The organism is Bacillus sp. NPDC077411 (assembly GCF_044543425.1).
GTDB classification, from domain to species: Bacteria; Bacillota; Bacilli; order Bacillales; family Bacillaceae_G; genus Bacillus_A; species Bacillus_A bruguierae.
On the sequence record NZ_JBITWA010000001.1, the window covers coordinates 145,979 to 169,876 of the forward strand.

The 23,898-nt window shown below is 34.8% G+C and carries 25 protein-coding genes and 1 riboswitch; of the genes, 9 read left to right on the top strand and 16 right to left on the bottom strand.

The features are described 5' to 3' along the window. Nucleotides 1-144 precede the first annotated feature (144 nt). Nucleotides 145-273: a hypothetical protein gene (locus ACIGHG_RS00710; protein ID WP_396547209.1), complete on the bottom strand. Its 129-nt coding sequence runs from the start codon at nt 271-273 to the stop codon at nt 145-147. Nucleotides 274-292: 19 nt separating this feature from the next. Further along, on the bottom strand, nt 293-1,138 hold the full coding sequence (locus ACIGHG_RS00715) for a DUF72 domain-containing protein (protein WP_396546683.1): 846 nt from the start codon (nt 1,136-1,138) through the stop codon (nt 293-295). Nucleotides 1,139-1,775: 637 nt separating this feature from the next. Between ACIGHG_RS00715 and ACIGHG_RS00720 the strand changes: the two genes are divergently transcribed. After that, on the top strand, nt 1,776-2,228 hold the full coding sequence (locus tag ACIGHG_RS00720; protein WP_396546685.1) for a hypothetical protein: 453 nt from the start codon (nt 1,776-1,778) through the stop codon (nt 2,226-2,228). 141 nt (nt 2,229-2,369) lie between these two features. Beyond that, nucleotides 2,370-3,005, top strand: a complete 636-nt coding sequence (locus tag ACIGHG_RS00725; protein ID WP_396546687.1) for a hypothetical protein — start codon at nt 2,370-2,372, stop codon at nt 3,003-3,005. Nucleotides 3,006-3,081: 76 nt separating this feature from the next. Here the strand turns inward: ACIGHG_RS00725 and ACIGHG_RS00730 are convergent, their stop codons facing one another. Then, nucleotides 3,082-5,115: a transglycosylase domain-containing protein gene (locus ACIGHG_RS00730; RefSeq protein ID WP_396546688.1), complete on the bottom strand. Its 2,034-nt coding sequence runs from the start codon at nt 5,113-5,115 to the stop codon at nt 3,082-3,084. 305 nt (nt 5,116-5,420) lie between these two features. Here ACIGHG_RS00730 and ACIGHG_RS00735 point away from each other — a divergent pair, with 305 nt between their 5' ends. From ACIGHG_RS00735 to ACIGHG_RS00745, 3 genes are all read left to right on the top strand, one after another. After that, entirely contained in the window at nt 5,421-6,041 is a 621-nt protein-coding gene (locus ACIGHG_RS00735; RefSeq protein WP_098915380.1) for a DUF47 domain-containing protein, read from the top strand. 11 nt (nt 6,042-6,052) lie between these two features. Then, nucleotides 6,053-7,051, top strand: coding sequence for an inorganic phosphate transporter (locus ACIGHG_RS00740; RefSeq protein WP_090915470.1), 999 nt, complete (start codon nt 6,053-6,055; stop codon nt 7,049-7,051). 111 nt (nt 7,052-7,162) lie between these two features. Continuing rightward, nucleotides 7,163-7,963 carry a sulfite exporter TauE/SafE family protein gene (locus ACIGHG_RS00745; RefSeq protein ID WP_336471590.1) on the top strand — a complete coding sequence of 267 codons (801 nt, stop codon included), beginning with the start codon at nt 7,163-7,165 and terminating at the stop codon, nt 7,961-7,963. A gap of 647 nt (nt 7,964-8,610) precedes the next feature. On the opposite strand, the gene ACIGHG_RS00750 is transcribed toward ACIGHG_RS00745, so the two are convergent. Next, nucleotides 8,611-8,835, bottom strand: a complete 225-nt coding sequence (locus ACIGHG_RS00750) for a hypothetical protein (RefSeq protein WP_090915468.1) — start codon at nt 8,833-8,835, stop codon at nt 8,611-8,613. A gap of 633 nt (nt 8,836-9,468) precedes the next feature. Here ACIGHG_RS00750 and ACIGHG_RS00755 point away from each other — a divergent pair. Then, nucleotides 9,469-9,981: a Crp/Fnr family transcriptional regulator gene (locus ACIGHG_RS00755; protein WP_090915466.1), complete on the top strand. Its 513-nt coding sequence runs from the start codon at nt 9,469-9,471 to the stop codon at nt 9,979-9,981. A 17-nt stretch (nt 9,982-9,998) separates the two neighbouring features. Here the strand turns inward: ACIGHG_RS00755 and hmpA are convergent, their stop codons facing one another. The 3 genes from hmpA to ACIGHG_RS00770 form a co-directional block, all read right to left on the bottom strand. Continuing rightward, the gene (hmpA, locus tag ACIGHG_RS00760; RefSeq protein ID WP_336471589.1) at nt 9,999-11,207 is read right to left on the bottom strand and encodes an NO-inducible flavohemoprotein; all 1,209 of its coding nucleotides are present in this window, start codon (nt 11,205-11,207) and stop codon (nt 9,999-10,001) included. Between the two features lie 225 nt (nt 11,208-11,432). After that, a complete protein-coding gene (locus ACIGHG_RS00765; RefSeq protein WP_336471588.1) occupies nt 11,433-11,951 on the bottom strand; it encodes a hypothetical protein in 519 nt (172 codons plus the stop codon). A 113-nt stretch (nt 11,952-12,064) separates the two neighbouring features. Next, a complete protein-coding gene (locus ACIGHG_RS00770; RefSeq protein ID WP_336471587.1) occupies nt 12,065-13,162 on the bottom strand; it encodes a site-2 protease family protein in 1,098 nt (365 codons plus the stop codon). Nucleotides 13,163-13,284: 122 nt separating this feature from the next. Here ACIGHG_RS00770 and ACIGHG_RS00775 point away from each other — a divergent pair, with 122 nt between their 5' ends. Further along, on the top strand, nt 13,285-13,482 hold the full coding sequence (locus tag ACIGHG_RS00775; RefSeq protein ID WP_090915460.1) for a hypothetical protein: 198 nt from the start codon (nt 13,285-13,287) through the stop codon (nt 13,480-13,482). Between the two features lie 49 nt (nt 13,483-13,531). On the opposite strand, the gene ACIGHG_RS00780 is transcribed toward ACIGHG_RS00775, so the two are convergent. Further along, nucleotides 13,532-14,398, bottom strand: a complete 867-nt coding sequence (locus ACIGHG_RS00780) for a YhfM domain-containing protein (RefSeq protein WP_396546692.1) — start codon at nt 14,396-14,398, stop codon at nt 13,532-13,534. Between the two features lie 111 nt (nt 14,399-14,509). Here ACIGHG_RS00780 and ACIGHG_RS00785 point away from each other — a divergent pair, with 111 nt between their 5' ends. Next, the gene (locus tag ACIGHG_RS00785) at nt 14,510-15,286 is read left to right on the top strand and encodes a class I SAM-dependent methyltransferase (protein ID WP_336471585.1); all 777 of its coding nucleotides are present in this window, start codon (nt 14,510-14,512) and stop codon (nt 15,284-15,286) included. 33 nt (nt 15,287-15,319) lie between these two features. Here the strand turns inward: ACIGHG_RS00785 and ACIGHG_RS00790 are convergent, their stop codons facing one another. Then, nucleotides 15,320-15,529 carry a hypothetical protein gene (locus ACIGHG_RS00790; protein ID WP_336471804.1) on the bottom strand — a complete coding sequence of 70 codons (210 nt, stop codon included), beginning with the start codon at nt 15,527-15,529 and terminating at the stop codon, nt 15,320-15,322. A gap of 400 nt (nt 15,530-15,929) precedes the next feature. On the opposite strand from ACIGHG_RS00790, the gene ACIGHG_RS00795 reads away from it, so the two are divergent. Then, a complete protein-coding gene (locus ACIGHG_RS00795; protein ID WP_396546694.1) occupies nt 15,930-17,468 on the top strand; it encodes a bifunctional metallophosphatase/5'-nucleotidase in 1,539 nt (512 codons plus the stop codon). Between the two features lie 41 nt (nt 17,469-17,509). On the opposite strand, the gene ACIGHG_RS00800 is transcribed toward ACIGHG_RS00795, so the two are convergent. From ACIGHG_RS00800 to ACIGHG_RS00830, 7 genes are all read right to left on the bottom strand, one after another. After that, a complete protein-coding gene (locus tag ACIGHG_RS00800; protein WP_396546696.1) occupies nt 17,510-18,142 on the bottom strand; it encodes a response regulator in 633 nt (210 codons plus the stop codon). Then, on the bottom strand, nt 18,135-19,196 hold the full coding sequence (locus ACIGHG_RS00805; RefSeq protein ID WP_336471582.1) for a sensor histidine kinase: 1,062 nt from the start codon (nt 19,194-19,196) through the stop codon (nt 18,135-18,137). The genes ACIGHG_RS00800 and ACIGHG_RS00805 overlap by 8 nt, the downstream gene beginning before the upstream one ends. Next, a complete protein-coding gene (gene liaF / locus ACIGHG_RS00810) occupies nt 19,196-19,936 on the bottom strand; it encodes a cell wall-active antibiotics response protein LiaF (protein WP_336471581.1) in 741 nt (246 codons plus the stop codon). Before liaF ends, ACIGHG_RS00805 begins: the two co-directional genes overlap by 1 nt. Nucleotides 19,937-20,041: 105 nt before the next feature. Further along, nucleotides 20,042-20,704, bottom strand: a complete 663-nt coding sequence (locus tag ACIGHG_RS00815; RefSeq protein WP_336471580.1) for a PspA/IM30 family protein — start codon at nt 20,702-20,704, stop codon at nt 20,042-20,044. 45 nt (nt 20,705-20,749) lie between these two features. Next, complete coding sequence (locus ACIGHG_RS00820) at nt 20,750-21,106, bottom strand: lmo0954 family membrane protein (RefSeq protein ID WP_396546699.1); 357 nt, start codon at nt 21,104-21,106, stop codon at nt 20,750-20,752. Between the two features lie 372 nt (nt 21,107-21,478). Next, nucleotides 21,479-22,795 carry a Na+/H+ antiporter NhaC family protein gene (locus ACIGHG_RS00825; RefSeq protein ID WP_336471578.1) on the bottom strand — a complete coding sequence of 439 codons (1,317 nt, stop codon included), beginning with the start codon at nt 22,793-22,795 and terminating at the stop codon, nt 21,479-21,481. A 97-nt stretch (nt 22,796-22,892) separates the two neighbouring features. Further along, nucleotides 22,893-22,998: riboswitch (SAM riboswitch) on the bottom strand. A gap of 292 nt (nt 22,999-23,290) precedes the next feature. After that, nucleotides 23,291-23,818, bottom strand: a complete 528-nt coding sequence (locus ACIGHG_RS00830) for a ribonuclease FAU-1 family protein (RefSeq protein ID WP_336471577.1) — start codon at nt 23,816-23,818, stop codon at nt 23,291-23,293. Between the last annotated feature and the right edge of the window lie 80 nt (nt 23,819-23,898).

Sequence of the window (23,898 nt, forward strand, 5' to 3'; positions counted from 1 at the left end):
CCCGCCCCTTTAAATGAAATTGATAATTATTATCATATAAACTATATTATTATATTATTAAATTAATTTTTTGTAAACTTTAAATTTTTAAGATAAAAGCTAGAGAAAACCATTGACAATGATAATGATAACCATTATCATTGATTACGAAGCCAACAATTGATAAATCAACCAAACGCTCAGTAACATTGTTACCCCTCTTTTTTCATAAAGAAAAACACCGTACATTCCCCCTGTTTGTACAGTGTTTTTCTTTTTATTTTGATTATTCATCAATGAATGATCTTTCACTTCAGTCAAATAAATTTAGTTGTTCAGGTTTAGGTTCCCCATACGTAATGCCAAGCATCTCCATTAGCTGTTTCGCATTATCTGCTGCGTCTCCGCCAGAGTTATTATTAAATAGAAGATAAACTTCCTTTGTTTTTGTTTTCAATTCTTCTATTCTTTCTACCCATTCTTCTAACTCTTGTTTGTTATAACGATATAAACAGCGAACTGCCCGCCAATTCTCTCCCGTGTTCAGCCAGCCATGTACATTGCGTCCATGAAATCGAACTAAGGTCATTTGTTCATGCGTGGCTTCTAGCACAATTGGAATAGAGCCAATTCCTGCTTGCGGTTCATCACAAATCGTATGAATCCAACCTTCTTGTTTCATAAATTGTAATGTTCGATTACGAAATTGTGGATCAAACCAAGTTTGATTCCGAAATTCTAATGAACATGGGATACCTTTCATTTTTTCTTTCGTATAACGTAATAAGTCCACATTTTTCTTTTGACAATCAAACCAAGGTGGATACTGGAATAAAACCATTTTTAACTTATTGGCTTTTTGAAGAGGAGCAATTGACTCTTTAAATACGTGAAACATATCGTCAATGTTTGCAAAAGGAATTTCTCCGCGCATATGGCCTGTCATTCCTTGATAAGCCTTCACAATAAACGAAAAATTTGATGGTGTTTCTAAAGCCCATTTCTCATAATTTCTTACAGGCTGCATAGCATAAAAAGAACTATCTACTTCTACAATTGGAAAATATTCACTATATGTTTGCAGTTTATGCTTCATTTCATATGCATCCTTATATAAAGAGTCGTGATCCCCCCATCCTGTTAACCCAATAGAAATCATCTGAACACCATCCCCTATCTACCTCTAAATCTTAAAAACATCTTATAATATATCGAAAAAAATGAAAGCGTTATTTCATTAATGAACAACTCATGACGCATTTACACTCTTTACAAGATCATTCATATCCTATAGCTTCTTACTTAACTATAACAAATCTAAGATATTTTTCTATATACATCCATTTTGATTTTCAATATATAAGTCACTGCTCTATGGAATAAAACGTAACCTATACTCGCATGTGGCAGAAAAAAGCCCTGACCGCTTCTATGCACGGCCAGATGCTCTCGTTCATCTATATAAATTTTTCGACATATAAGTCGCTGCTATGCAGAGTACAACATGACCTGTACTCACTTGTTCCCTTTGTTTTAAATCTCGCATATGGTAGGAAAAGGCCCTGACCGCTTCTATGCGCGGCCAGATGCTCCCATCCCACCTAAAAGGAAAGTGGTTTTTATGTATTTTTTTAATTTATATATATATATAAATTTCATTATTTTTTAAAAAAATTTGTAATTATATATACGAAATGTTCATCTTTACTTTTCTTTACCACAGCTTAACGTTAATTTAATGCTCATTTTGTATAATTCATAATGAAAGAATTTATAGGAAACGAGGGTGAATGCTAATGAAAGTATTATCATCTATCCGCTTTTGGATTATTCTCATGTCATGTATAACATTATGTTTTGCACTCTTTTTAATTGGAGAATACAATAAACCAAAAGCAGCCTCAAATGACGATACCATTCCTTATCACATTCTATATATAAACAAAAACCATGTGCCATTACAGCATACCGGACAAAAAGAAAAAGTTGTTTTAAAGGGGATGGTGATTACTGATGCCACTTCCTATAAACAATTAGAAACAATTGCAAAACATATAAAGGAAAAATATGCACATGCAAACCTCGACTCTATTGAACTAACAGTCCATAATAAAAATAACGGCCAATATGAAGACCTTGCTTATGAACCAATTGCTAAAGGAAATATTGTCATCTCTTATACAACATTAGCCAAAGCCGAGCATAGTATGCATACAAATATAAATATTCAACTCAACAAGCACTCTTAATCTAAAAGAGTGCTTGTTTTTATGCATATGCACATTTTTTATAAATTAGTCAAGTATCCTAGGTCTTGTCCTGTAAAGATGAATATCATATAACGACAAATGATTTAAAGAGAAAGAATTTCCATTAAGGAGGAACTATGTATGATGTATCCATATAATCATTCGTATTATTTTGCTCGAAATATATCGAAAAATTTAAAAGATTTAATCGGTACAAACGTACGTATTAATTTAGGAGGGCCCGAAAAAGGAGAGGGAACCTTATTAAAAATTCAAAGCGACTTTTGTGTCTTACAGTCTGACGATGGTGTTGTTTACTATCCATTACATCATATTAATGGATTTGCCGAACAATCTTCAGATGAGTCAGAAGAATCGGGAGAATCTGACGAAAACGAACAAAATGATAATCAAAATAAAGAAAATGAAGAACCTATCATTGTAGGAGGTAACTATTTTGGAAGTGTTATTGACCGTTTAAAAGGAGAAACAATTCAATTAAATCGCGGCCCGAAAAAAGTAGAAGGAATTGTTGCAGGCCGTACTAGAGGTCATATTCTCCTTGATATTGATGGTCAAATTACGTATGTACCAATGTTCCATGTTCAAAGCATGTGCTGGAATTATAATAATAGTAATGACAGTAATGACAAGAACAAAAATAATAATAAAAACAACGCTAATAACAATGATGATAATGAATCACGTAACCAAAAGCGTGATAAAGATAAATGTAAAACAAAAAGATGTAAACGTTGTGGTAAACGTCGTTACTAAAATAATAACGTTTCCCGTGCTAACAGTCTAAAATACATGTAGATCCCAGATTATTTTATAATCTGGGATCTACTTCTTAAAAGGATGAAAACCATTCTTTTATTTTATCCATCAAGCTCCCTTTTTGTTCGTTTCCTTGTTTTTCTTCTTGTCTTTTTTTCTCTTCTTTTCGCTTCATTTCTTCTTCAATTGTTTGTAGCTGTTTTGTATACTCTGCTTCTGGTATAAGAGACAAATCAAAGTTTTTTTGATTTGGCTTTCCAATTGCTTTATTCATAATATCACGAAACATCGTTGTCGTTATTTGACTACCAGCAGGAATAAAATGTTCATTATCTGTTTTATCGTAACCAACCCAAATAGATGCAAGTAATTCTGGTGTATAGCCAACAAACCATGAATCTTTTGCGCCATTATTTGATTCATCTGCTAGTTGTGTTGTACCTGTTTTTCCAGCAGTCTCTACATTATTAAGTTTCGCTTTTTTACCAGTTCCTTTCTCTACAACTCCTTTTAATAGATATGTCATTTTTTGAGCCGTTTTTTCATCTGTAACACGGATTTCTTTTTTATACCATTTTCCTACTGTATTCCCTTCCCCATCTTGAATTTCCCGAATCGCATGTGCTTCCATTTGAACACCATCATTTGCAAATGTTGCGTACGCTTGTGCCATAACAAGGGGAGATGTGCCTTCACTCATCCCTCCTAGTGCTAACGCATACGATTGGTCATTTTCTTGCAGTGGAATACCAAAACGTTCTAAAGACTTCAATCCTTTTTCTAAACCAATTTGTTTTAATAGCCAAACTGCTGGTACATTATAAGAATTAGCAATTGCCTCATACATCGTCACATTACCATGATATACATTCCCACTATTTTTCGGTTTATAATCATTAATTTCAAGCGGTTCATCTTTTAATACATCATAAACCTCATATCCTTGTTCTAATGCCGGTGTATACACCGCTAATGGTTTTAATGTAGAACCTGGCTGCCGTTTTAATTGCACCGCATGATTAAACTGTAAAAATTGATACGGTCCTCTCCCGCCTACAAGGGCCGGAATACCACCCGTTTTTGGATTCATAAGCACAACACCTGTTTGCATAATCTGATCAGAAGTAGTCTTTGGAAAATAATGATCATTATTCACAGCATCTTCTGCAGCTTCTTGCATTTTTGGATTTAATTCCGTGTAAATATGATAACCGCCTGATAAAATTTCATTTTGTGTCAATTTATATTTATTCATTGCCTCTCGAACAATATAATCAACATATTGAGAGTACTTTCCTTTATATTTATCTTCAATACCTCTGTGGAGTGAAAGCCCTTCATCTTTTGCTTTTTGATATTGCTTCTCTGTAATATAACCTTGTTCCTTCATTAATGAGAGAACAACATTTCTTCTTTCAATCGACTTATTAAAGTCTTTAAAAGGTGAGTACGTAGAAGGTGCTTTAATTAATCCAGCTAAAGTAGCAGCTTCGGGAATCGTCAATTCCTTTACTTCTTTGTCAAAATACGTTTTTGCCGCCTTTTTAATCCCCCAAGCTCCTTCTCCAAAATAAATTTGATTCAAATACATTTCTATAATTTCATCTTTTGTATATGTTCGTTCAATTTTCTTTGCAATAAAATACTCTTTGAATTTTCGGGAAAATGTCCGATCCTGTGTTAAAAATACGTTTTTAGCTAGCTGCTGTGTAATTGTACTTCCTCCAGCAACAACTTCTCCTGCTGTTATATTTTTAACAATCGCATGAAAAATTCCGCTATAATAAACGCCGCGGTGCTCATAAAATTTTTTATCTTCTACTGCAACAACAGCTTCGATCATAACATTTGGAATGTCTTTCCGTTTAATTCCCTCCGTTTTCGAAGAAGACAATGTTGCCGCTACTTCCTTGTTTGCATCATAAATAACTGTTGGCTGAGGTACTGCTTGTTTTAATGCCGAAATATCTTGGACTGTGATCATAATATTCACAAAGATAAACAAGAATAAGAAAAAAAAGCCTATCGTTAACAATGCGATTCGCAATTTTTTTCTTTTTTTGAACCACTCCCGTATCTTTTGTAAATGAGTGCTGCTGAACTTCATTCATTCACTTCCTCTATCTTACTTTCAAATGTATATATGTACCGTTATACCTTTACAAATTTTCCATGATACCGCTATAATTCGTCAAGTGTAAGCTCTCTTTATTAGTCATACTTTTTATAAGAAAAGGGTATTCTATACATGAGAGCATCACTATTTTTTGTTAATATTGCTAATTTTTCAATATGTCTAATGTTAAGTTTTTGTAAACTTTTCGATAAAATGTTTTAAAAAACGACAGCTTTTTGATAGAATGAACTAGCCAATATGCTTTACATAACTATTTTTTTGGTGGGGGTAACAATATGGTTTTCAAATCGAAAAAAGATAAATTTTCAGAAATGTTAACGAATATTTCCGAAAATTTAAAAGAAGGCGCGCAATTTTTTGTGGAGTACAAAATTAAAAATGCAAGTGATTTAAAAGAATTCTCCATGCGCATGAAAGAATATGAGTCAAAAGGCGACTCATATATTCACGAAATCATTATGGAATTAAACAAAGCGTTTATTACTCCAATTGAACGTGAAGACATCTTGCAACTTGCAATGAGTATGGATGATGTATTGGACGGGTTAGATCATAGTGCTGGTCTATTTGAGATGTACTCTATTACAGAAGCAGACGAGTACATGATTAAATTCGTTGATGCAATTAATCAGTGTGCGATTGAAATTGCTTCTTCTATTGAATTGATGTCAAATAAAAAGCTGCTTGATATTCGTACAAATGCAATCAAAATTAAAGATTACGAATCCAAATGTGATGATATTCGTAGACATGCGATTAAACATTTGTTCTCTCGTGAAAAAGATCCGATTAAGATTATTCAATACAAAGAAATTTACGAAGAACTAGAAGAAGTTGCTGATAGCTGTCAAAGCGTAGCAAATGTTTTAGAAACAATTATTATGAAGAACGCATAAGGAGTTTGATCATGGATACACTCTTGATTTTAACCGTTTTAGTTGTCATTTGTGCTTTAGCTTTCGACTTTATTAACGGATTCCATGATACAGCAAATGCAATCGCAACAGCTGTTTCAACAAAGGCTTTAAAGCCAAGGCAAGCTATTCTTATGGCATCTATTATGAACTTTTTAGGTGCAATGACATTTACGGGTGTAGCAAAAACTATTACAAAGGATATTGTTGATCCATTTACATTACCAAATGGTAGTCTCGTTATTTTAGCAGCGCTACTTGCTGCCATCGCATGGAACTTAATTACTTGGTACTATGGAATTCCAAGTAGTTCATCTCATGCAATTATCGGTGCTATTGCTGGGGCAGCTATCGCTGCTGCTGGTATACATTCATTAAACTATAAAGGTTTCATTAAAATTATTGAAGCCTTAATTACTTCACCGATTATCGCTTTCGTCATTGGTTACATCGTATATAGTATTTTTAAAGTCGTCTTTAAGAACTTTAACCTAACGAAAACGAACAAAAATTTCCGTTTATTCCAAGTGTTCACAGCTGCAATGCAAGCTTACACACATGGCACAAACGATGCTCAAAAAGCGATGGGTATTATTACAATGGCACTTATTGCAAATAATTATCACACTTCAACAGATATCCCTTTTTGGGTCCAACTCGCGTGTGCAACCGCAATGGGGCTAGGTACTTCTGTTGGTGGGTGGAAAATTATTAAGACCGTTGGTGGGCAGATTATGAAAATTCGCCCTGTAAATGGCGTAGCTGCTGATTTATCATCATCACTTGTTATTTTCGGCGCAACTTTCATTCATTTACCAGTAAGTACAACCCACGTTATTTCATCTTCTATTTTAGGTGTAGGTGCTTCACATCGCGTAAAAGGTGTAAAATGGGGAACAGCAAAACGCATGTTAATTACATGGGTTATCACACTTCCTATTTCAGCTTCATTAGCTGCTTTATGCTATTACGTATTAAATCTTATTTTCTAAAAAAAGTCGTCTTCTACATACGAAGACGACTTTTTTGTGAACACACATCATTCTCATTCAAAACATTGTATAATGAATGATGTATTTGCTATAAAAGAGGAGATGTTACAGTTGGAATATATTATGCTACTACTTGTTGGATTATTAGCAGGTACGATTGGAAGTCTAGTTGGTCTTGGTGGCGGAATCATTATTGTTCCTTTACTAATTGGCTTACATAGCCTTTCCCCACAATTAGCCGTCGGTACTTCAATTGTTACTGTCGTATTTACAGGTTTGGCTTCTACCCTTACTTATATGAGGCATAAACGAGTGGATTACAAAAGTGGTCTTATTTTATTTATTGGGAGTGGCCCTGGAGGAATCATCGGATCATGGGCAAATAAATTTTTAAATCAAGAATCTTTTTCTTTATATTTTGGAGTCTTTCTTATTTTCGTATCTATTTTACTAATGCTACGACATAAACTGAAACCCATCTCTCTTTCAAGTAGTTCTGTTGTGAAACGTTCCTTTACAAATTCAGAAGGAGAAATCATAACCTACCAGTTTCCACCTTTTCTTGCTATCATTATTTCATTTGGTGTAGGTTTTATTTCTGGGTTATTCGGGATTGGTGGAGGTGCCTTATTAGTTCCAGCAATGATGCTTCTTTTTGCTTTTCCGGCACAAATCGCTGTTGCGACATCTATGTTTATTGTTCTTTTATCTGCAATTGTAAATTCAGCAACTCATATCTCCCTTGGGAATGTTAGTTGGGGCTATGCCCTTGTTTTAATCCCCGGGGCATGGATTGGCGGAAAATTGGGAGCTTATATTAATACAAAATTAAGCGGTAATGTCATTATCAATTTATTACGCATTACCTTAATTATTCTCGGCACACGCTTGATTATTAGTTCCATTTTATAACGCATTCTTTTTTTAGAATGCGTTTCTTTATATACATGTATAAAAAAACACTCCTAAAATAATACATAATACTGAGCAGGCACATAATAAAATAAAGTTAGAAATATGTAAATTCTCCAAAATAATCACTCCTATGTTTGTTGCATCTTTTTTACTTGATCCCGCTCTAACGTACAGTAAGACTCCTACCGATATAGGTAAAATGAATCTTCCATAAGAGCTTCATTGATTCAACTAATGAAAAATCCCTATTTACTTTATCATACCGAAAAAACATAACATATACATTTACAATGCCCTAACAATATAGAAATAAGTGTTACAAATTCTATGTAATTATTACATTATATATACAATCTCATTGTTTTTATATTTATAAATATATTCAATTTAATTTTTCAACATATAAGTAGCGGCTATGTAAAATACAACATGGCCGCTACTTGCTTTTTCCTTTTGTTTTAATCCTTTCATGTGCTAGGAAAAGGCCCTGACCGTTTTCGTTTTCTATGCGTGGCCAGTTGCTATCACCCACCTAAAAAGAGAGGAGGCTTTATGTCGTTTTTTAACTTGTAAATATAAAACAATCCAATAAATGCTTCTCTCATAAATGAAAAGCAGCATTTATTGGATTGTTAAAAATTCCATTAGTGTACAAGCGACCATCCCATAAAATCTTCATGAACTTGCCTTGCTCGTTTATCATTTCGATCGTATAATTCTGCATAACTATCAGTTTCTTCATCATAAGCCATCGTATAAACGATTTGTCCATCTATTTCGACTGATAGAACAACTCCGCCCTTCATTTCTTCCACATGTATCACTGCATCAGCTGAAATCCTCACATCAGTCATTTTTTCATCTAACATGGTATGCCCCCTAAAAAATATTCCTTTCTAGTACCGTTCTTACACATACACACTAAACAGTATACTACTGTAATACGGTATCCTTCGTCAATACAATTAATGGACTTTATATAGGTGAATGTTTTTTCTACTATATATAAAGTGAAATGTCCATTAGTAGGCACACTCTCTTAACCTTATAATTCAAATCTTACTACTTATAAGTGATTTGATAAAGCTATATAAAGTGAAACTTCCATCAGTGGGGGGTTCTCCATCCCCCAGCGATGGTTAGCCCGCCCGATCGGGCTTTTACGGGCAGTTGTCCCTCACCTATTTTCTTCGCTTCTCTCCAAATCTTGAGGTCAGGGTCTTACTGCCCGTTAATGCGGGATAAATCCTGCTGTGCAGAACAAAACATGACCTGTACTCGCTTTCTCCTTTTGTTTTAATCCTTGTACGTAGCAGAAAAAGGCCTTGACTACTTCTATACATGGCTAGTTGCTCTCGCCCACCTAAAAGGAACGGGGTTTTTATATCGTTTTTTCAAGATAGATTTATATATACAGTCACTTCTATCTGTATCAAGTATAGTCTTATATAAACAATTCCTCTATAATGAAATTAACAGCAAAATATAAAGAGGTGCTTACAGTGATTTTACATAAAGGAGAAATATTATTTCGCCAAGGAGAGGAAGGCCCTCTATATTTTATAAAAAGCGGTCTATTAAAAGTCATTCGTGTCCAAGAAGATGGCACACCTTTTTTATTTAACATTATTGTTCCAGGTGAAACAATTCCTCATCACTCTTTAATCTCACCAAAAGAATATCATGGTACTGCAATCGCTTTAATTAAAACAGAAGTAACACCGATTACATGTAAAACATGGTATGAACAATTACAAACAGCCCCTGAATCTTATGCCGAGATCGCCCTTCAGCTGCAAACAAAATTACGCATGATGCAGCATCGTATCGACCAACTTACAACTGTATCACCAAAAGAACGCCTTTATCGTTTACAAGAATGGTTCGCAACATATTTAGGTGATATCCCCATTTATGAAATCTTAACACAAACGGAAATCGGGCAATTAATTGGCATTCGCCGTGAAACCGTAAATCGTCTCCTTCGGGAACAAACAAAAAACGAGGTGAACTAACACCTCGTTCTTTCTAATTACTGTAAGCTTGCTGCTGGTCCAAAAAATTCAAAGTGAATATGTTCTGATGAAACGCCCCATTCTGTCAAATCTGCATGAATATGCTTCATAAATGGTACTGGTCCGCAGAAATAGAAATCTGCTTCATTAGAAGGAATAATAGTTTGTAACCACGCTAAATCAACGAATCCTTCTTTATCATAGTTTTTTACTTTCTTATCTTGCTCAGTTGGTGCAGAGTAGCAAGTATATGCTTTTACTTGTTCATGCTCTTGCGCTATATTTGCAACATAATCTTTCATTGCGTGTACATCGCTGTTTAACGCACCGTGAATAAAGTATACATTACGGTTTGGTGATTGCTTAATTAATGTATTTAACATACTCATCATCGGTGTAATTCCTACCCCACCGCTAATTAACACAACTGGTAATTGTGAATCCATATTAAGTACAAAATCTCCTGCCGGTGCACTTAACGGTAAAATATCTCCTTCTTTTACATGATCATGTAAATAATTAGATATCACTCCCTCTGGACCTTCCATACTTTTCTCACGTTTTACACTAATTCTATAATAATCTTTTCCAGGGGCATCGGATAAACTGTACTGACGGTTATGTGTATATGTTTCTCCTTCGATGTTTAGCTGTACGCTTACATATTGTCCTGGTAAGAATGAGGATAGCGCCCCTCCATCTTCCGGTTTTAAATAAAAGGATGTAATCACATCGCTCTCTTTCTCTTTTTTCACGACAATAAAGTTGCGGAAATCTTTCCAACCACCCGCTTTTGCTGCCGCTTCTTCATACATCTCTGCTTCTATACTAATAAATGCATCAGCAATTACACCATAAGCTTCTCCCCAAGCGTCCAATACTTCTTGCGGCGCATGAGCTACTTCTTTAATTGCTTGCAATAAGCATGTTCCAACAATCGGATAGTGCTCTGCTTTAATACCTAAGCTGCGATGCTTGTGTCCAATTTGTTTTACAACTGGAATAATTACTGCTAAGTTATCAATATAATTAGCAGCTGCATATACTGCATTTGCTAAGGCTTGTTGCTGTCTTCCCTTTTTTTGATTTGTATGGTTAAAAATATTTAATAGTTCAGGATGCTCAGAAAACATAATTTCATAAAAACGTGTTGTAATCTCTACACCTTTCTCTTGTAATAACGGTACAGTTGATTTTACGATTTCAATTGTTTTTGGATTTAACATACTATTCACTCCTCTATTTCTTTATCTACCTCTATTTTATAGAATACTCCAAATATAGGTTGTGATTTTAATCACTATAAACATGATGTTTTTGTGAAAAACGTCATAAAGTGAAACTTTAATCAGTGCTTTCATCTCTCTTTTGTGCTTGTCTCTCCATCTTAAGGTAGTGACTTACTGCTCAAAAGTAGCAGAATAATAAAAAGACATACTAAGTATGTCTTTTTACGGTGCTTGCAATACCTGTTCGATTATTTTCACATCTTTTCCATTTCCAAACTCTGTATAGCCCCAAATGTTCGTTTCACCTGTATATTTATTTACAATAATATCAAGATCATGGTATACACGATGTGCATAAACAATATATTCAATATTCCGATTCGTTACTCCCTTTTTTAAAGTTTCATAACTTCGTTTCACATCTCGTTTTATTTGATTGTTTTTTACTTTCTTCTCAAAATTTTTTAAAGCATTCTCCTGTTCTTGAAACCATTTCATGAAATGATCCCAATCTCCATCTGTATACTTTTCTGCTTTTCCATAATTTAAAAAGTTATTATAACTTGCATGTGTTGTACCGATAAATTGTAACACTTCTTTCGTCTCATCCACATCTTCTACTTTTGGCATTGATGCTACACCAACTGGCTTACTCGCATAGTGTATAAAAAATTTGCTTAAGCCGTAACTAGCGATTCCCATGACAAGAAGAATTCCAAGTATACTCCACATTTTTTTCATACACCTTACCCCTTTGCTTTATAAATATTACATTTATTTATTAGAAGTGTAATATTCTATGAAAAAATGGGGGTTCCTGTATAAATAGTTCTTATCATTTCGACAATACTTTTCTACAAATTACGTGTCGGAAGTTGATTCTGCAAGATAGTGGTTCCTTGATATGTAGCATATCCGAGTACTACAAGTAATAATACATACAAAATGAACATACTTATACGAGTTTTCATATTTGCAGAATAGTACTTTTCATACTGTTCTTTTTCTTCTTCCCACTTATGTAATTTTCGCTCTGACACTGCTACTGCATCTTGCATCAATAGAAGATACCGTTCGCTTTCCTCTTCATACGGTACGTAATCAAGTGGTTCAAATTTAGGATACAAGTAATCTAATGCTATTTTTCTTTGACGTTCTTCTTTTGTTAATGTTTTATCTCTTTCTTTCTGGTTAAGCATTGTCACTTCATGATGCATCATATAGATGGTGCGATGAAGTGCACCTGTTTCTCGCAATTCTTCTTTCAAACGTATAATATATTCTTTTATGGTATCTATTTTCCAACCAAGCTCTTGGATTGGTTGATTTCGCTTTGATACTCTGTGCCACTCTAAACAACCTAGTATAAAAATAAATCCAAGAAAAATACTTTTTTGTACAATTGCATAACCGAGCAATATAACAAGGCCAAGCGCCCAAATTTTCGTACTTACAACAGAAACAATTCGTCCACCATCAAGAGGTGATACGGGAATTAAGTTAAAGAAATTAATCATACTACCAAGTACAATAACAAGTGCCCAAAATGGTTCTTTTGTTATCATATACAGTGGAATGGCTGGTAAAAAAGAGAGTAAACCAAATAACGGTCCCATATATGCAATGTATGCCTCATCTTTTGCGTTTTTAGGCAATTCTTTCATTCCTATAACCGCTCCCAAAAATGGGATAAAAATAGCAGGTGATGTTGCAATCCCTTTTCGTCTTGCTGCCCACAAATGACCCATTTCATGAATAAGTAATAAGTATACAAGTGCAACGCCAAATTTCCATCCGTATATTGCTGCATAAGCACCAAGAGATAGCAACATACTAAATACAGTAGAAAACTTTGCTAATTTTACAATAGCAAATACCCATTTTAATTTAGACAACAGAAAAACACCAACTGCTGCAATAATTCCCCATAATCCTTTTGTATTTTGTTTCATATTCCTCTCCTTACCGATAATCTTTTTCTTCTTAATTATGTCATATTTTTAAAGTTTATTGGAAACTATCGTTTATTCCCTCCATTTTTAGCCAATACTATACATGTAAGGAGGTGAAAACGGTGACATTGCAATCTGTTATGATCGGCGCCTTATCTTTTCTAGCTTCTATGCTAATTTTTTATACTGTTGGATATGTATTACTTTTAGATTGGCTACCCGACAATATTTTTATTAGCTCCATTATCCTTTCTGCACTTATTATCGCTTATTTTATTACGCGAAAGTCCATGAATGAACCTTCAACAAAAACAAAATAAAAGAGTGATGGTATCTTATCACTCTTTTTCTCATTTCCTAGAACAACCATTATCTTTCTAGCTGCATCTTCTCTCCATATCCTTTTACTATTTGAATAATATTTTGAAACGCACCTATCTCTTCTTTTGTATGATTCAATACTTTTAGGTTGTATTGATCATAATACGCTTCTAACATTTTTAATTGAGATGATGATATACCACTAACGGGAACAATAAAGTCCACTTCATATTGTTTATATCCTTCTTTCACTAACTCACCTTGTACTTGTTCACTTTTTTCTTTATTTATTATCTTTTGTATTTTCGAAGGAAATTGTAATTGAAAATAATAGTTTTTTTCTTTTTCCAGCTTTTTATATAATGCGTCTGAAATCGTATAATACACTGTATAATACACTGTATTTTCCTTTGTTTTAATGTGAAAACGAGTAATTTGTAAATCTTTTTTAGTGATTTCAGTTATAGTTGATTGCTGTCCCTCCTCATTTTGTATGAAAGGTGCCGACGGGAATAAAGAAAGAAGTTTTTCTGTATCCACTTTTGATATAAGATAAAAATTTTTTGGATCTGTTTCTTTTTGTAACCATCCTGTTCTCGCTTCTGTACGAAGCCAAGCTTTATATTTCTCTTCTTGTCCATTTTTCTTAACTGTAATTACATATTCAGGTTTACCTAATTCACCGATTACATTTTGTTTCTCTGCTTTACTTATAATATTAGCCGCTATTTTTGCTTCGTCATCCTTCAATATTGTTTCTTTTTTCCCTACTAGAGATACAATTACTTGTACATTCTCTTCCACAATACGCCCCGCTTCTTTTGTTGATTTTTCACTTTGTTCTATGTTCTCATCCGTTTGATTACATGCTACTAATAAAAAAAGAAAGAACATGAATAACCATTTTTTTCGCATAGCTCTCATCCTCATTCCTCAAAATAAGAAAAACTTATTGTCCTCGAAAGAAAACAAAATCAACCTAACAAATTAAATTCGATATAATATACATGAAAAGGAGGTTACAACATGCCGATAGATTTTCATAGTTCAGACAACAAATATACGTATACCAATCGTCAAGCAACAGATTCATGGACACATATGATACAAAACATTGTAGATGTCAAAGAAAAAAGAGTGATTGATATTGGATGCGGAGGTGGGATTTATACGAAACAACTTGCTATGATGGGGGCAGCTGAAGTAATTGGTGTTGATTTTTCAAATCAGATGATCCAGGCTGCCAAAGAAAATTGTACTCATACATCAAATGTTTCCTTTATACAAGGTGACGCTTATAACATCCCTTTTGCAGATGAAACATTTGATATTGTTCTATCACGAGCTGTTATTCATCATCTAGATTATATTCCGAAATTTCTTCAAGAAGCATATCGCATTTTAAAACGAGGCGGTATCCTTATTCTCCAAGATCGGACAATTGAAGACTGCACGATTCCAGGAAGTCCGGAACATATTCGCGGCTATTTCTTTTCTTGCTATCCCAAATTAATCCGCATAGAAGCAAAACGAAGACCAGAAACAAATCAAATACAACATTTGTTACATGATAACGGCTTTGAGACAAATCCGATTCAAACTCTTTGGGAAGTTCGTAAAACACATCCTTCAATTGAAGATTTACTTCAAGACTTATCACCACGTACAGGCCGCTCTATTCTCCATGAATTATCAGACAATGAACTTTCTGGTTTATTACGACATATTCACTCTAAACTTTACAAGAAATCCCCCATTATAGAACAAGATCGTTGGACAATTTGGAAAGCTGCGAAAGAGTAACAAGCCTCACATCATGTGAGGCTTGTTACTCTTTCATAACCTTGTTCGGCAACACTCTTGATATCCACCATTTCTTGCCTGTGCAGTACCACACTTCGGACATACTAAAAATCTGGATTGATTTGCAAACAAACTACCTTTATCAAAAAGTAACACTCCTGCCTGCTTAAGCGAACGAGAATAATATAACCATATAAAACCACAAATTGCAGTAATACATAACAATACACCCATTACAAGCATTATCGTCACCTCTGCTTCGTTTGTTCTTTCCAGCAAGTGGATGATTACAGTATTCTCCATAATAAATAATAAATCCTTCTTTTCGTCATAAAATAAAGTAAAACTTCCATCAGTGGGGGTTTTCCTCCCACTGATGGTTAGCCCGCCCAATCGGGCGCATGCCTGCAGTTATCCCCCACCTATCTTCTTTAGAAAAGCGGAAGCGGCTCGTTCAGAATGTGAGGAGGGATCTTACTGCCCACGAATAGCGGGATAAAACTTCACTTAGAGCAAAATGAAAGTAAATTTATAAGAAACAAAAAATTTTATAATTCCATAAAAGATTTACGATTTTTTAATAAAATAAAAAGTTGTCCTTCTAATACAATAAGAATACTAGTATATGTGAAGGAGTGACAACATGTTTATCTTTCTTACGTATATCCCTTTTCTCATTTCTATAACTCTTTCTTCCGTTTTTTCTCCTCCAGAATCCCCTGAAATACCTGTACAAATAATTGGATTAAACGATTTACATGGACAAATCAACACAACTACGCCGCTGCACAGACAGCCCACCGGCCGCGCTGACTACATAGCCTCCTATATCAACTCCTATAAAAAACAATTTCCACACACCTTGCTTGTTCATACTGGTGATATGATTGGCGGAAGCCCCCCCATTTCGGCTCTTTTTCAAGATGAGCCAACAATAGAATTTTTAAATATGCTACAATTTGACGTTGGAACAATTGGTAATCATGAGTTTGATGAAGGTGCAGAAGAGCTAAAACGACTAATTGATGGTGGCTTTCATCCAAAAACCGGTATGTTTCCAGGTAGTTCTTTCCCTTATGTTTGTGCAAATGCACTAAATGCTAACACAAATAAGCCTCTATTTCCACCATATGCAATTAAGTGGATTGATGGTATTCCTATTGCTTTTATTGGCGTCGTTACAAAAGAGACACCATTTCTTACGATGCACAATGATATGTCGGCAGTCACTTTTATAGATGAAGCTACTGCTGTTCAAACATACGTACGAGAATTACAGCAAAAAGGCATCCATGCTATTATCGTTCTTGCTCATCTAGATGGTAAGACAACAGACGGAATTACCTACGGGCCACTTGCTGATTTAGCTAGTAAGCTTGATGATGATGTAGATATACTATTTGGTGGACACAATCATTCTTATATGAATGGATATGTGAATGGAAAATTACTTGTTGAAGCGTATTCTTATGGAAGAGCTTTTGCAAATGTGCAACTCACAATTAATCGTAAAACGAAAGATATTACAAGAAAAACGGCAAAGATTATTCCTACTCATCATGATCAAATGCAACCTAATCCAATCATCCAAACATGGCTCCAAAGCTATCAAACAAAAATAGCCCCACTAACCGAGCAAGTACTTGGAAAAAGTGTACACGAGCTGACGCGAGATCAAAATAAAGATGGAGAAGCAAATCTTGGTGCCCTTCTTGCTACATCCCAGCGTCAAGCCATGCAAGCTGACATTGCATTTGTCAATCCGGGGAGTATTCGCCATGATTTACCAGCCGGTTTCATTACATGGGAACATACATTTCTCATCCAACCTTTTGAAAATAAACTCATTAAAATGGATTTAACTGGTAAAGAAATTCAAAGCGCACTGCATGAACAATGGAATGATGAAATACGTATGTTACAAGTATCTGGAATTCGTTACACATGGGGAAAAAGTGGGATAGAATCAATTACACTAGAAAATGGTGAGCCACTCCAAGATCATACAACATACTCCGTCGTAGTAAATTCTTTCCTAGCAAATGGAGGAGATAAGTTTACTATATTTCAAAAAGGGCGAAATCGTGTTGAAGGCCCGACAGATCAAGAAGCATTCGCAAATTTTATCCGTTCTACTCCATCCTTGGAAAATATTCGAGGGAATCATATTCAAAAAATATAGTGAATACTTACAAAATAAAAAAGGCTTCTTTACAGCCTTTTTTATTCTGTAAGCTGATGACGAAACGCATAAATAACTGCTTGTGTTCGATCACTTACATGTAATTTATTTAAAATATTACTTACATGTGTCTTCACTGTTTTTAAAGCAATAAATAGTTCATCAGCAATTTCTTGATTACTCTTTCCCTCGGCAATCAATAATAAAATTTCAAACTCTCGTTCTGTTAGCTCTTCATGCAACGGCTGTTCCTTCTTTTGACGCATACGCGACATCATTTTCCCAGTAACTTTCGGTTCAAGCACTGTTTCCCCGTCGTATGTTGCTCGAACTGCATCTGCTATATCACTTGCTCTAGATGTTTTTAACAAATAACTTGTTGCACCAGCTTCAATAACCGGATATAACTTTTCGTCGTCTAAGAAACTTGTCACAACAACAATTTTTGCTTCTGGCCATTCTTGAGTAATCGCTCGCGTTGCCTCAACACCATCCATTTCATCCATGACAAGATCCATTAAAATAATATCTGGTTTTAGCAATAGTGCTAATTCTGAACCTTTTCTTCCATTTTCCGCTTCTCCTACAACTTCAATATCCGGCTGAGTCGATAAATACGCTGATACACCCATACGAACCATTTCATGGTCGTCAACAAGCAATACTTTAATCATCTTGTTCCCCCCCTCTTTCTATAAGAATTGGCACTTTCACCTCAATTTGCGTTCCTTTATTCGGAAAACTTAATACCTTTAAAGTTCCACCAATTTCATGAACGCGCTCTTGCATAGAGCGAAGACCGTATGAACCTACTTTGTTCACACCTACTTCAAAACCTACGCCATCATCAATAATTTTTAAAATTGCATATTCATCAATTTGGCGCAATCTCACTTCTGTTTTCTTCGCTTTTGCATGTCGTAAAGTGTTGGACAGTGCTTCTTGTATAATACGGAATAAGTGATCTTCTACACCTTTTTTCAATTGAATTGGCTCAATCAACCACTCAATCTTCATATGTTGTTTTCTTGAAAGCTCTGTTAATAATTCTTCAATGCCTTCTGTTAACTTTTTACCTTCTAATTGGACAGGACGTAAATGAAGAAGCAGCGCTCTCATTTCTGATTGAGCGTTTACAACCATATTTTCAACAAGTTTTAATTGTTTTTGCGTACCCTCTGATATATGAGCAGTTTGCTCATTAATTGCTGACATCATCATCGACATCGCAAAGAGCTGTTGACTGACAGAATCATGAAGCTCCCTAGCTAAACGATGCCGCTCCTCTGAAATGGCCTGTTGTCTCATCTCTTCATTCCAATGCGCTCGTTCATTCGTTACTTTTTGAAATAATCCTGCTTGCTCTTCTAAACGTCTAGCAAGTGAAATTACCTTCCGTTCTACTTCATGAAACTCATCTTCTGCTGTAAAGGAAGCATCTCTCGGAAAATTCCCTCTTTCTACTTCAAATAAAAAAGTCGTTAGCTCTTGAATACGCTGCTGCATATAATAACCAATTGCATATCCAACAATTCCACCAATGAGAAGACTCGTACCGATAATAAACAAACTAACGGGAACAGAAGCAATAGATTCTTTCCATAATAAATCATACACATTTTGCTGGCTTTTCCATACATAAACAATAGTACAAATAAGTGCAATACTCATAGAGGATAATATCGAGTAACGAATATACATCCATGAAATGTTCTTCTGTTTTTTCATTATACTTTCCTCACTTCCGTATCGCCTACGATAAGCGAAGAAATAATTTTAATACGGCGAGGAGCTTCTTTATACTGTTCCGTTCTAAACTTCACATTACGATTAAAGCCTGTTTCTTCATGCGACGGGAGCAAAATTCTCCCAACAATAACTGAATGATTTAAAGATAGTTCAATGTCGTATGGAACATACAAACGAATATTACCAATCACACCGCGAATGACAATGACAGTTTCACCTTCTGGAATTATAGCTGTTGTTAAATCAATTTCAACATCACCAATTCCATATTGAATATTAACATCTTCTAACTCATAAATATGATCCATTATTCGTACGTTACCAACCATTATATTTTTTATATACGGTTCTGTTCGATAGATTGGTTTTTCTTCATTTATATATTCTTTTTCCTTAATTTCGACCTGTACCGTTTTTGTCTTTTGCTGACTTTGTATCAGTTGGTAACCAATGAAGGCTAAACAAGCAAATAAAACGAGCACGAATGCTGCTGATGAAAATAGGAAAAATAAGAAAACAAGTCCCCCAACAAATAAACACACATTCCCTCTCACATATCGATTCTTGTTTCGATAATGCCGTCCAAACATAATCATAATAAATGCAAAAATAAGAGCACCAGGTTCAAAATGCCCAAGAATCATATCAAGAAAAAGACCGAATCCAAATATGACGAGGAGCATCCCTAATAATTGTGTTTTTGAAAATTGTTTCTTCATTGCAGCTCCCCCTTCTTTATTATATACATAGAAGAAAAAGGTATTGTATTCCAACACCTTTTCTTCTATCACTATATCATAAGCTCGTTTTATAATATACTACAATTATTGTACTGATTCTTTCGTTAAAGATACTTCTTTTTTCTCCTTCATTTCGCGCTCAAGCTTTGCAATTTTCATATCAAATGTGTCACGCTCATGATCTTCATGAATACGAAGCTCTAAATCACGAATGTGATTTTCAATTTCTTCAAAGCGTAAAAATGGGTTATTCTCATCCATTTTATGAAGAGCCGTATTCATACGACGGTTCGCATGTGCCATATTTTCACGTGCCATTAATTCCATACGTTTCGCATTCATTTCTTTTAGTTTATTTTTCATTTCAGATAGACGACGTTCTAGCTCATCTATTTGTTCTACAACTCCCGCATACATTTTTTCTAATCGAGCTACTTGCCCTTCGTAGTACGCAACTTCTTCTAATGCACGATCATGTAGTTGCATTTCTCCTGCTTCCTTTGCAATTACAGCTTGCTTGGATCTCTTATTTACGAAATAACGCGCCTGCTCAAGCTCACGAGCAAAGTTAGATTTTAATGTTTTGTGACGCTCAATTAATTTTTCAATTTTTGTTATCTCACGCTCACCATTACGTAAATATTGATTTAACATCGCCATTGGATTTTTTCTTTCTTTCTCGTCTAACACATTATGAAAATCTGCAAGTATTGCATCGCGTACACGTCCGAATAATGATTGTTTCATTTTTAATCTTCCTCTCTTCTACTCTATTATTTTTTTTATTTAATATTAATTATTTTTCATTAATTTGTTCCACTCATCTTCAAAATTGCTATACGACTTTGAGCTGTCTGAAGCAACATCTACTACATCTTTCTCTTTTTTCCATTCACGGTATCCATAATATAGAACGACTAATGCCGCAATACCGATTAATGCTGGAGAATGGGACAGGGCAATTGACAAGCCAATTAAACCGACAATCCCCCAAGCTAGTTTTCCAAAAAATGATTGTGCTCGCACAAATGATTTATAGCTCCAATACACAATCCCTGCTCCAATTGCTAACCCTACAATACCAGCAAGACTTCCAAGAGCAATTAAAGCTAAAATACCGGCTGCCATAAACGCTAAAAATTGTTTCATCTTGTGCTTGCCTCCCTTCGTTTTGATACTCTTATCTTACCTATCTTTTCATTTTTCTATAACGAGCTTAAGAACCGTTTTTCTCTCAGACTTAAGTCCTATTTATTATCAGACCTATATAAATACAAGATAAAAAACAAGCATAAAAGCCACTTTCCTTTTAGGGGGACGAGAGCATCTGGCCGTGCATAGAAGCGGTCAAGGCCTTTCCCTGCCACATGCAAGGTTTCAAACAAAAGAAGAAAAAGAGTACGGACCATGCTGTATTGTGCATAACAGCGACTTATATTTTTAAAAATAAAAATGGAATTCTATCGTTGTGATATCCAAAACAAAAGAGGATGCCTTTTATAAGACATCCTCTTTTATTCATTATGCTGTTTTTTGATATTCCTTTTTCTCCGCTGCAGGCGAAAGACGCGGGAAATTAATAATAATTGAGATAATACCGCAAACCGCAACTAGCATTGGATAAAATGAGTACGGTAATAATTCAATTGGTGAAAGTGAAGCAAATCCTGCCGCCGTTAACATTTGTGCACCATATGGGATTAATCCTTGCACACTACAAGAGAATAGATCTAACAAGCTCGCAGATTTTTTCGGATCGATATTATATTGATCTGCAACATTCTTTGCTAGTGGACCTGTGAAAATAATAGAAATCGTATTATTTGCTGTGCACATATTTGTCATACTTACAAGACCCGCAATTCCAAATTCTGCACCTTTTTTCGAACGAATATTACGTGTTAGCACATTCATTAAATAATGAATACCGCCGTTATATTGAATAATTTCGACCATTCCACCGATTAAGATCGCTAATAATACAAGCTCCATCATACCATTAATTCCTACTGTAACGCTTTTAAAGAAACTTGCGAGTGTATAGCTTCCATCCAACATTCCGATAATACCAGCTAACACCGTTCCTCCCGTTAATACAACTAATACGTTACATCCAAGCAGCGCTGTAATTAACACTCCTGCATACGGTAAAATTTTCACCCAATTAAACGCATGTGCCGTCATATTTGAATGAGTGCCTAACGTCAGAACGACTAGCAGCACACTCGTAACAATAGCAGCCGGTAATACAATTAAGAAATTTGTTTTAAATTTATCTTTCATTTCCGTTCCTTGTGTACGTACAGCGGCAATTGTCGTATCTGAAATAAAAGATAAGTTGTCGCCAAACATCGCACCGCCAACAACTGTCGCCATAGCAAGCGCCATAGAAATATCAGTTTCTCCGCTAATTCCTACTGCAATTGGAGCCAATGCTGCAATCGTACCCATTGATGTTCCCATTGCTAATGAAATAAAAGCACCGATAACAAATAAACCAACAACTAAAAATCCTTGCGGCAAAATAGAAAGAGCTAAGTTTACAGTTGCTTCAACACCGCCCATTCCTTTTGCCGTTTCAGAAAACGCACCTGCTAATACAAAGATTAATACCATAATCATGATATCTGGATTGCCAGCCCCTTTAGCAAAACGTTCAACCTTTGTCGTAAAGTTTTCTTTCCTGTTCATTACTAATGCAGCAGCAACTGCAATTAAAATAGCAACCAGAATTGGTAACTTATAAAAATCCCCTGTAATTACACCAGAGCCAATAAATAATGCTAAAAATATGCCAAGTGGTAATAATGCCCATGCATTTCCTTTTGTTTGTTCCAAAGTTATATCCTCTCCTATTTCTAAACCTATCCTTCACAAGAGCGAAAAAGACCTCTTCTGAAGAGAAGAGGTCTTATATATCATATAAGAAACACTCTTCTCATCTATCAAGCATATCGCTTGCTGGATTTGGCACAGCACTCTATTATGAGTCCGCTGCCGAGGCATCTTAGGGCCAGTCCCTCCGCCTCTCTTGATAAGAAGGTTTCATATTATATTTTGTATGAATTAATCTTTTTTTACTTTACTTGTTACAGGAGAAAATGTCAAACATTATTTCTATCAAAATAGTTGGTATTTTTTTGATATTACATAAATACAAATTAAAACAGCGCCATAAAAACCCTCTTTCTTTTTAGGCGGGCGAGAGCATCTGGCTATGCATAGAAGCAGTCAGACCATTTTCCTACCACGCGTAAAACGAAAACAAAGAGAGTAATTTGTTCTGCCTAATAGCACAACTTATATGTTAAAAAATGAAAATGAATTTATATATCAAACACTATCTTTTATTTTTTGAATTTCTGCTTCTAAAATTGAAAACCATAAAAAATCTTCTTCTTCAATTTTTTTTATAATCCATTTTGCCGTATTCCAAGCTAAATCATACTCCTCTTTTAAAATATCTCCGTCCGTATATGCTTCTTCTAACTCATCTTCATCTAATACATACATTTCCCCGTTTGGTAACAACACAACATCTAAATATAAATCATCAAAATAAGGAAATCCTCTTCCATCAATTTTATACTCTTTTGCAACATCAATATAATATTGAACAAGCTCTTTGTTCTCGTTTAACATCGCTGTAATCACAAAATGTTTTTCACTTATAAAATACTGAATCCAAGTATAGCCATTATGCGCAATACAAATCTTTCGATTATTATACTGCTTATAACTAGGCTCCTTCACTTGCTTTATATGTAATATACCTAACATACCACCCTGTACATCTTTTACTGAATATGTTTTATCAATTAACCGTCTCCATGATGATCCATCTCCATATTTCCGTTTCATCCTCATTTCTCCCTTTTCCATATATAAATTCATTTTCATTTTTTTACATATAAGTCGCTGCTATGCATGGCCGGATGCTC

What these genes read in the sequence shown, in the direction of transcription:
- liaF (WP_336471581.1), bottom strand. Translation starts at nt 19,936, where the DNA reads ATGAAGAAACAATTTTCAAAAACACAATTATTAGGGATGCTCCTCGTC.
- ACIGHG_RS00765 (WP_336471588.1), bottom strand. Translation starts at nt 11,951, where the DNA reads ATGAAAAAAATGTGGAGTATACTTGGAATTCTTCTTGTCATGGGAATC.
- ACIGHG_RS00790 (WP_336471804.1), bottom strand. Translation starts at nt 15,529, where the DNA reads ATGCTTGTAATGGGTGTATTGTTATGTATTACTGCAATTTGTGGTTTT.
- ACIGHG_RS00710 (WP_396547209.1), bottom strand. Translation starts at nt 273, where the DNA reads ATGAATAATCAAAATAAAAAGAAAAACACTGTACAAACAGGGGGAATG.
- ACIGHG_RS00785 (WP_336471585.1), top strand. Translation starts at nt 14,510, where the DNA reads ATGCCGATAGATTTTCATAGTTCAGACAACAAATATACGTATACCAAT.
- ACIGHG_RS00750 (WP_090915468.1), bottom strand. Translation starts at nt 8,835, where the DNA reads ATGTTAGATGAAAAAATGACTGATGTGAGGATTTCAGCTGATGCAGTG.
- ACIGHG_RS00730 (WP_396546688.1), bottom strand. Translation starts at nt 5,115, where the DNA reads ATGAAGTTCAGCAGCACTCATTTACAAAAGATACGGGAGTGGTTCAAA.
- ACIGHG_RS00815 (WP_336471580.1), bottom strand. Translation starts at nt 20,704, where the DNA reads ATGAAACAATCATTATTCGGACGTGTACGCGATGCAATACTTGCAGAT.
- ACIGHG_RS00735 (WP_098915380.1), top strand. Translation starts at nt 5,421, where the DNA reads ATGGTTTTCAAATCGAAAAAAGATAAATTTTCAGAAATGTTAACGAAT.
- ACIGHG_RS00770 (WP_336471587.1), bottom strand. Translation starts at nt 13,162, where the DNA reads ATGAAACAAAATACAAAAGGATTATGGGGAATTATTGCAGCAGTTGGT.
- ACIGHG_RS00720 (WP_396546685.1), top strand. Translation starts at nt 1,776, where the DNA reads ATGAAAGTATTATCATCTATCCGCTTTTGGATTATTCTCATGTCATGT.
- ACIGHG_RS00805 (WP_336471582.1), bottom strand. Translation starts at nt 19,196, where the DNA reads ATGAAAAAACAGAAGAACATTTCATGGATGTATATTCGTTACTCGATA.
- ACIGHG_RS00725 (WP_396546687.1), top strand. Translation starts at nt 2,370, where the DNA reads ATGATGTATCCATATAATCATTCGTATTATTTTGCTCGAAATATATCG.
- ACIGHG_RS00780 (WP_396546692.1), bottom strand. Translation starts at nt 14,398, where the DNA reads ATGCGAAAAAAATGGTTATTCATGTTCTTTCTTTTTTTATTAGTAGCA.
- ACIGHG_RS00795 (WP_396546694.1), top strand. Translation starts at nt 15,930, where the DNA reads ATGTTTATCTTTCTTACGTATATCCCTTTTCTCATTTCTATAACTCTT.
- ACIGHG_RS00820 (WP_396546699.1), bottom strand. Translation starts at nt 21,106, where the DNA reads ATGAAACAATTTTTAGCGTTTATGGCAGCCGGTATTTTAGCTTTAATT.
- ACIGHG_RS00740 (WP_090915470.1), top strand. Translation starts at nt 6,053, where the DNA reads ATGGATACACTCTTGATTTTAACCGTTTTAGTTGTCATTTGTGCTTTA.
- hmpA (WP_336471589.1), bottom strand. Translation starts at nt 11,207, where the DNA reads ATGTTAAATCCAAAAACAATTGAAATCGTAAAATCAACTGTACCGTTA.
- ACIGHG_RS00800 (WP_396546696.1), bottom strand. Translation starts at nt 18,142, where the DNA reads ATGATTAAAGTATTGCTTGTTGACGACCATGAAATGGTTCGTATGGGT.
- ACIGHG_RS00715 (WP_396546683.1), bottom strand. Translation starts at nt 1,138, where the DNA reads ATGATTTCTATTGGGTTAACAGGATGGGGGGATCACGACTCTTTATAT.
- ACIGHG_RS00830 (WP_336471577.1), bottom strand. Translation starts at nt 23,818, where the DNA reads ATGAAACGGAAATATGGAGATGGATCATCATGGAGACGGTTAATTGAT.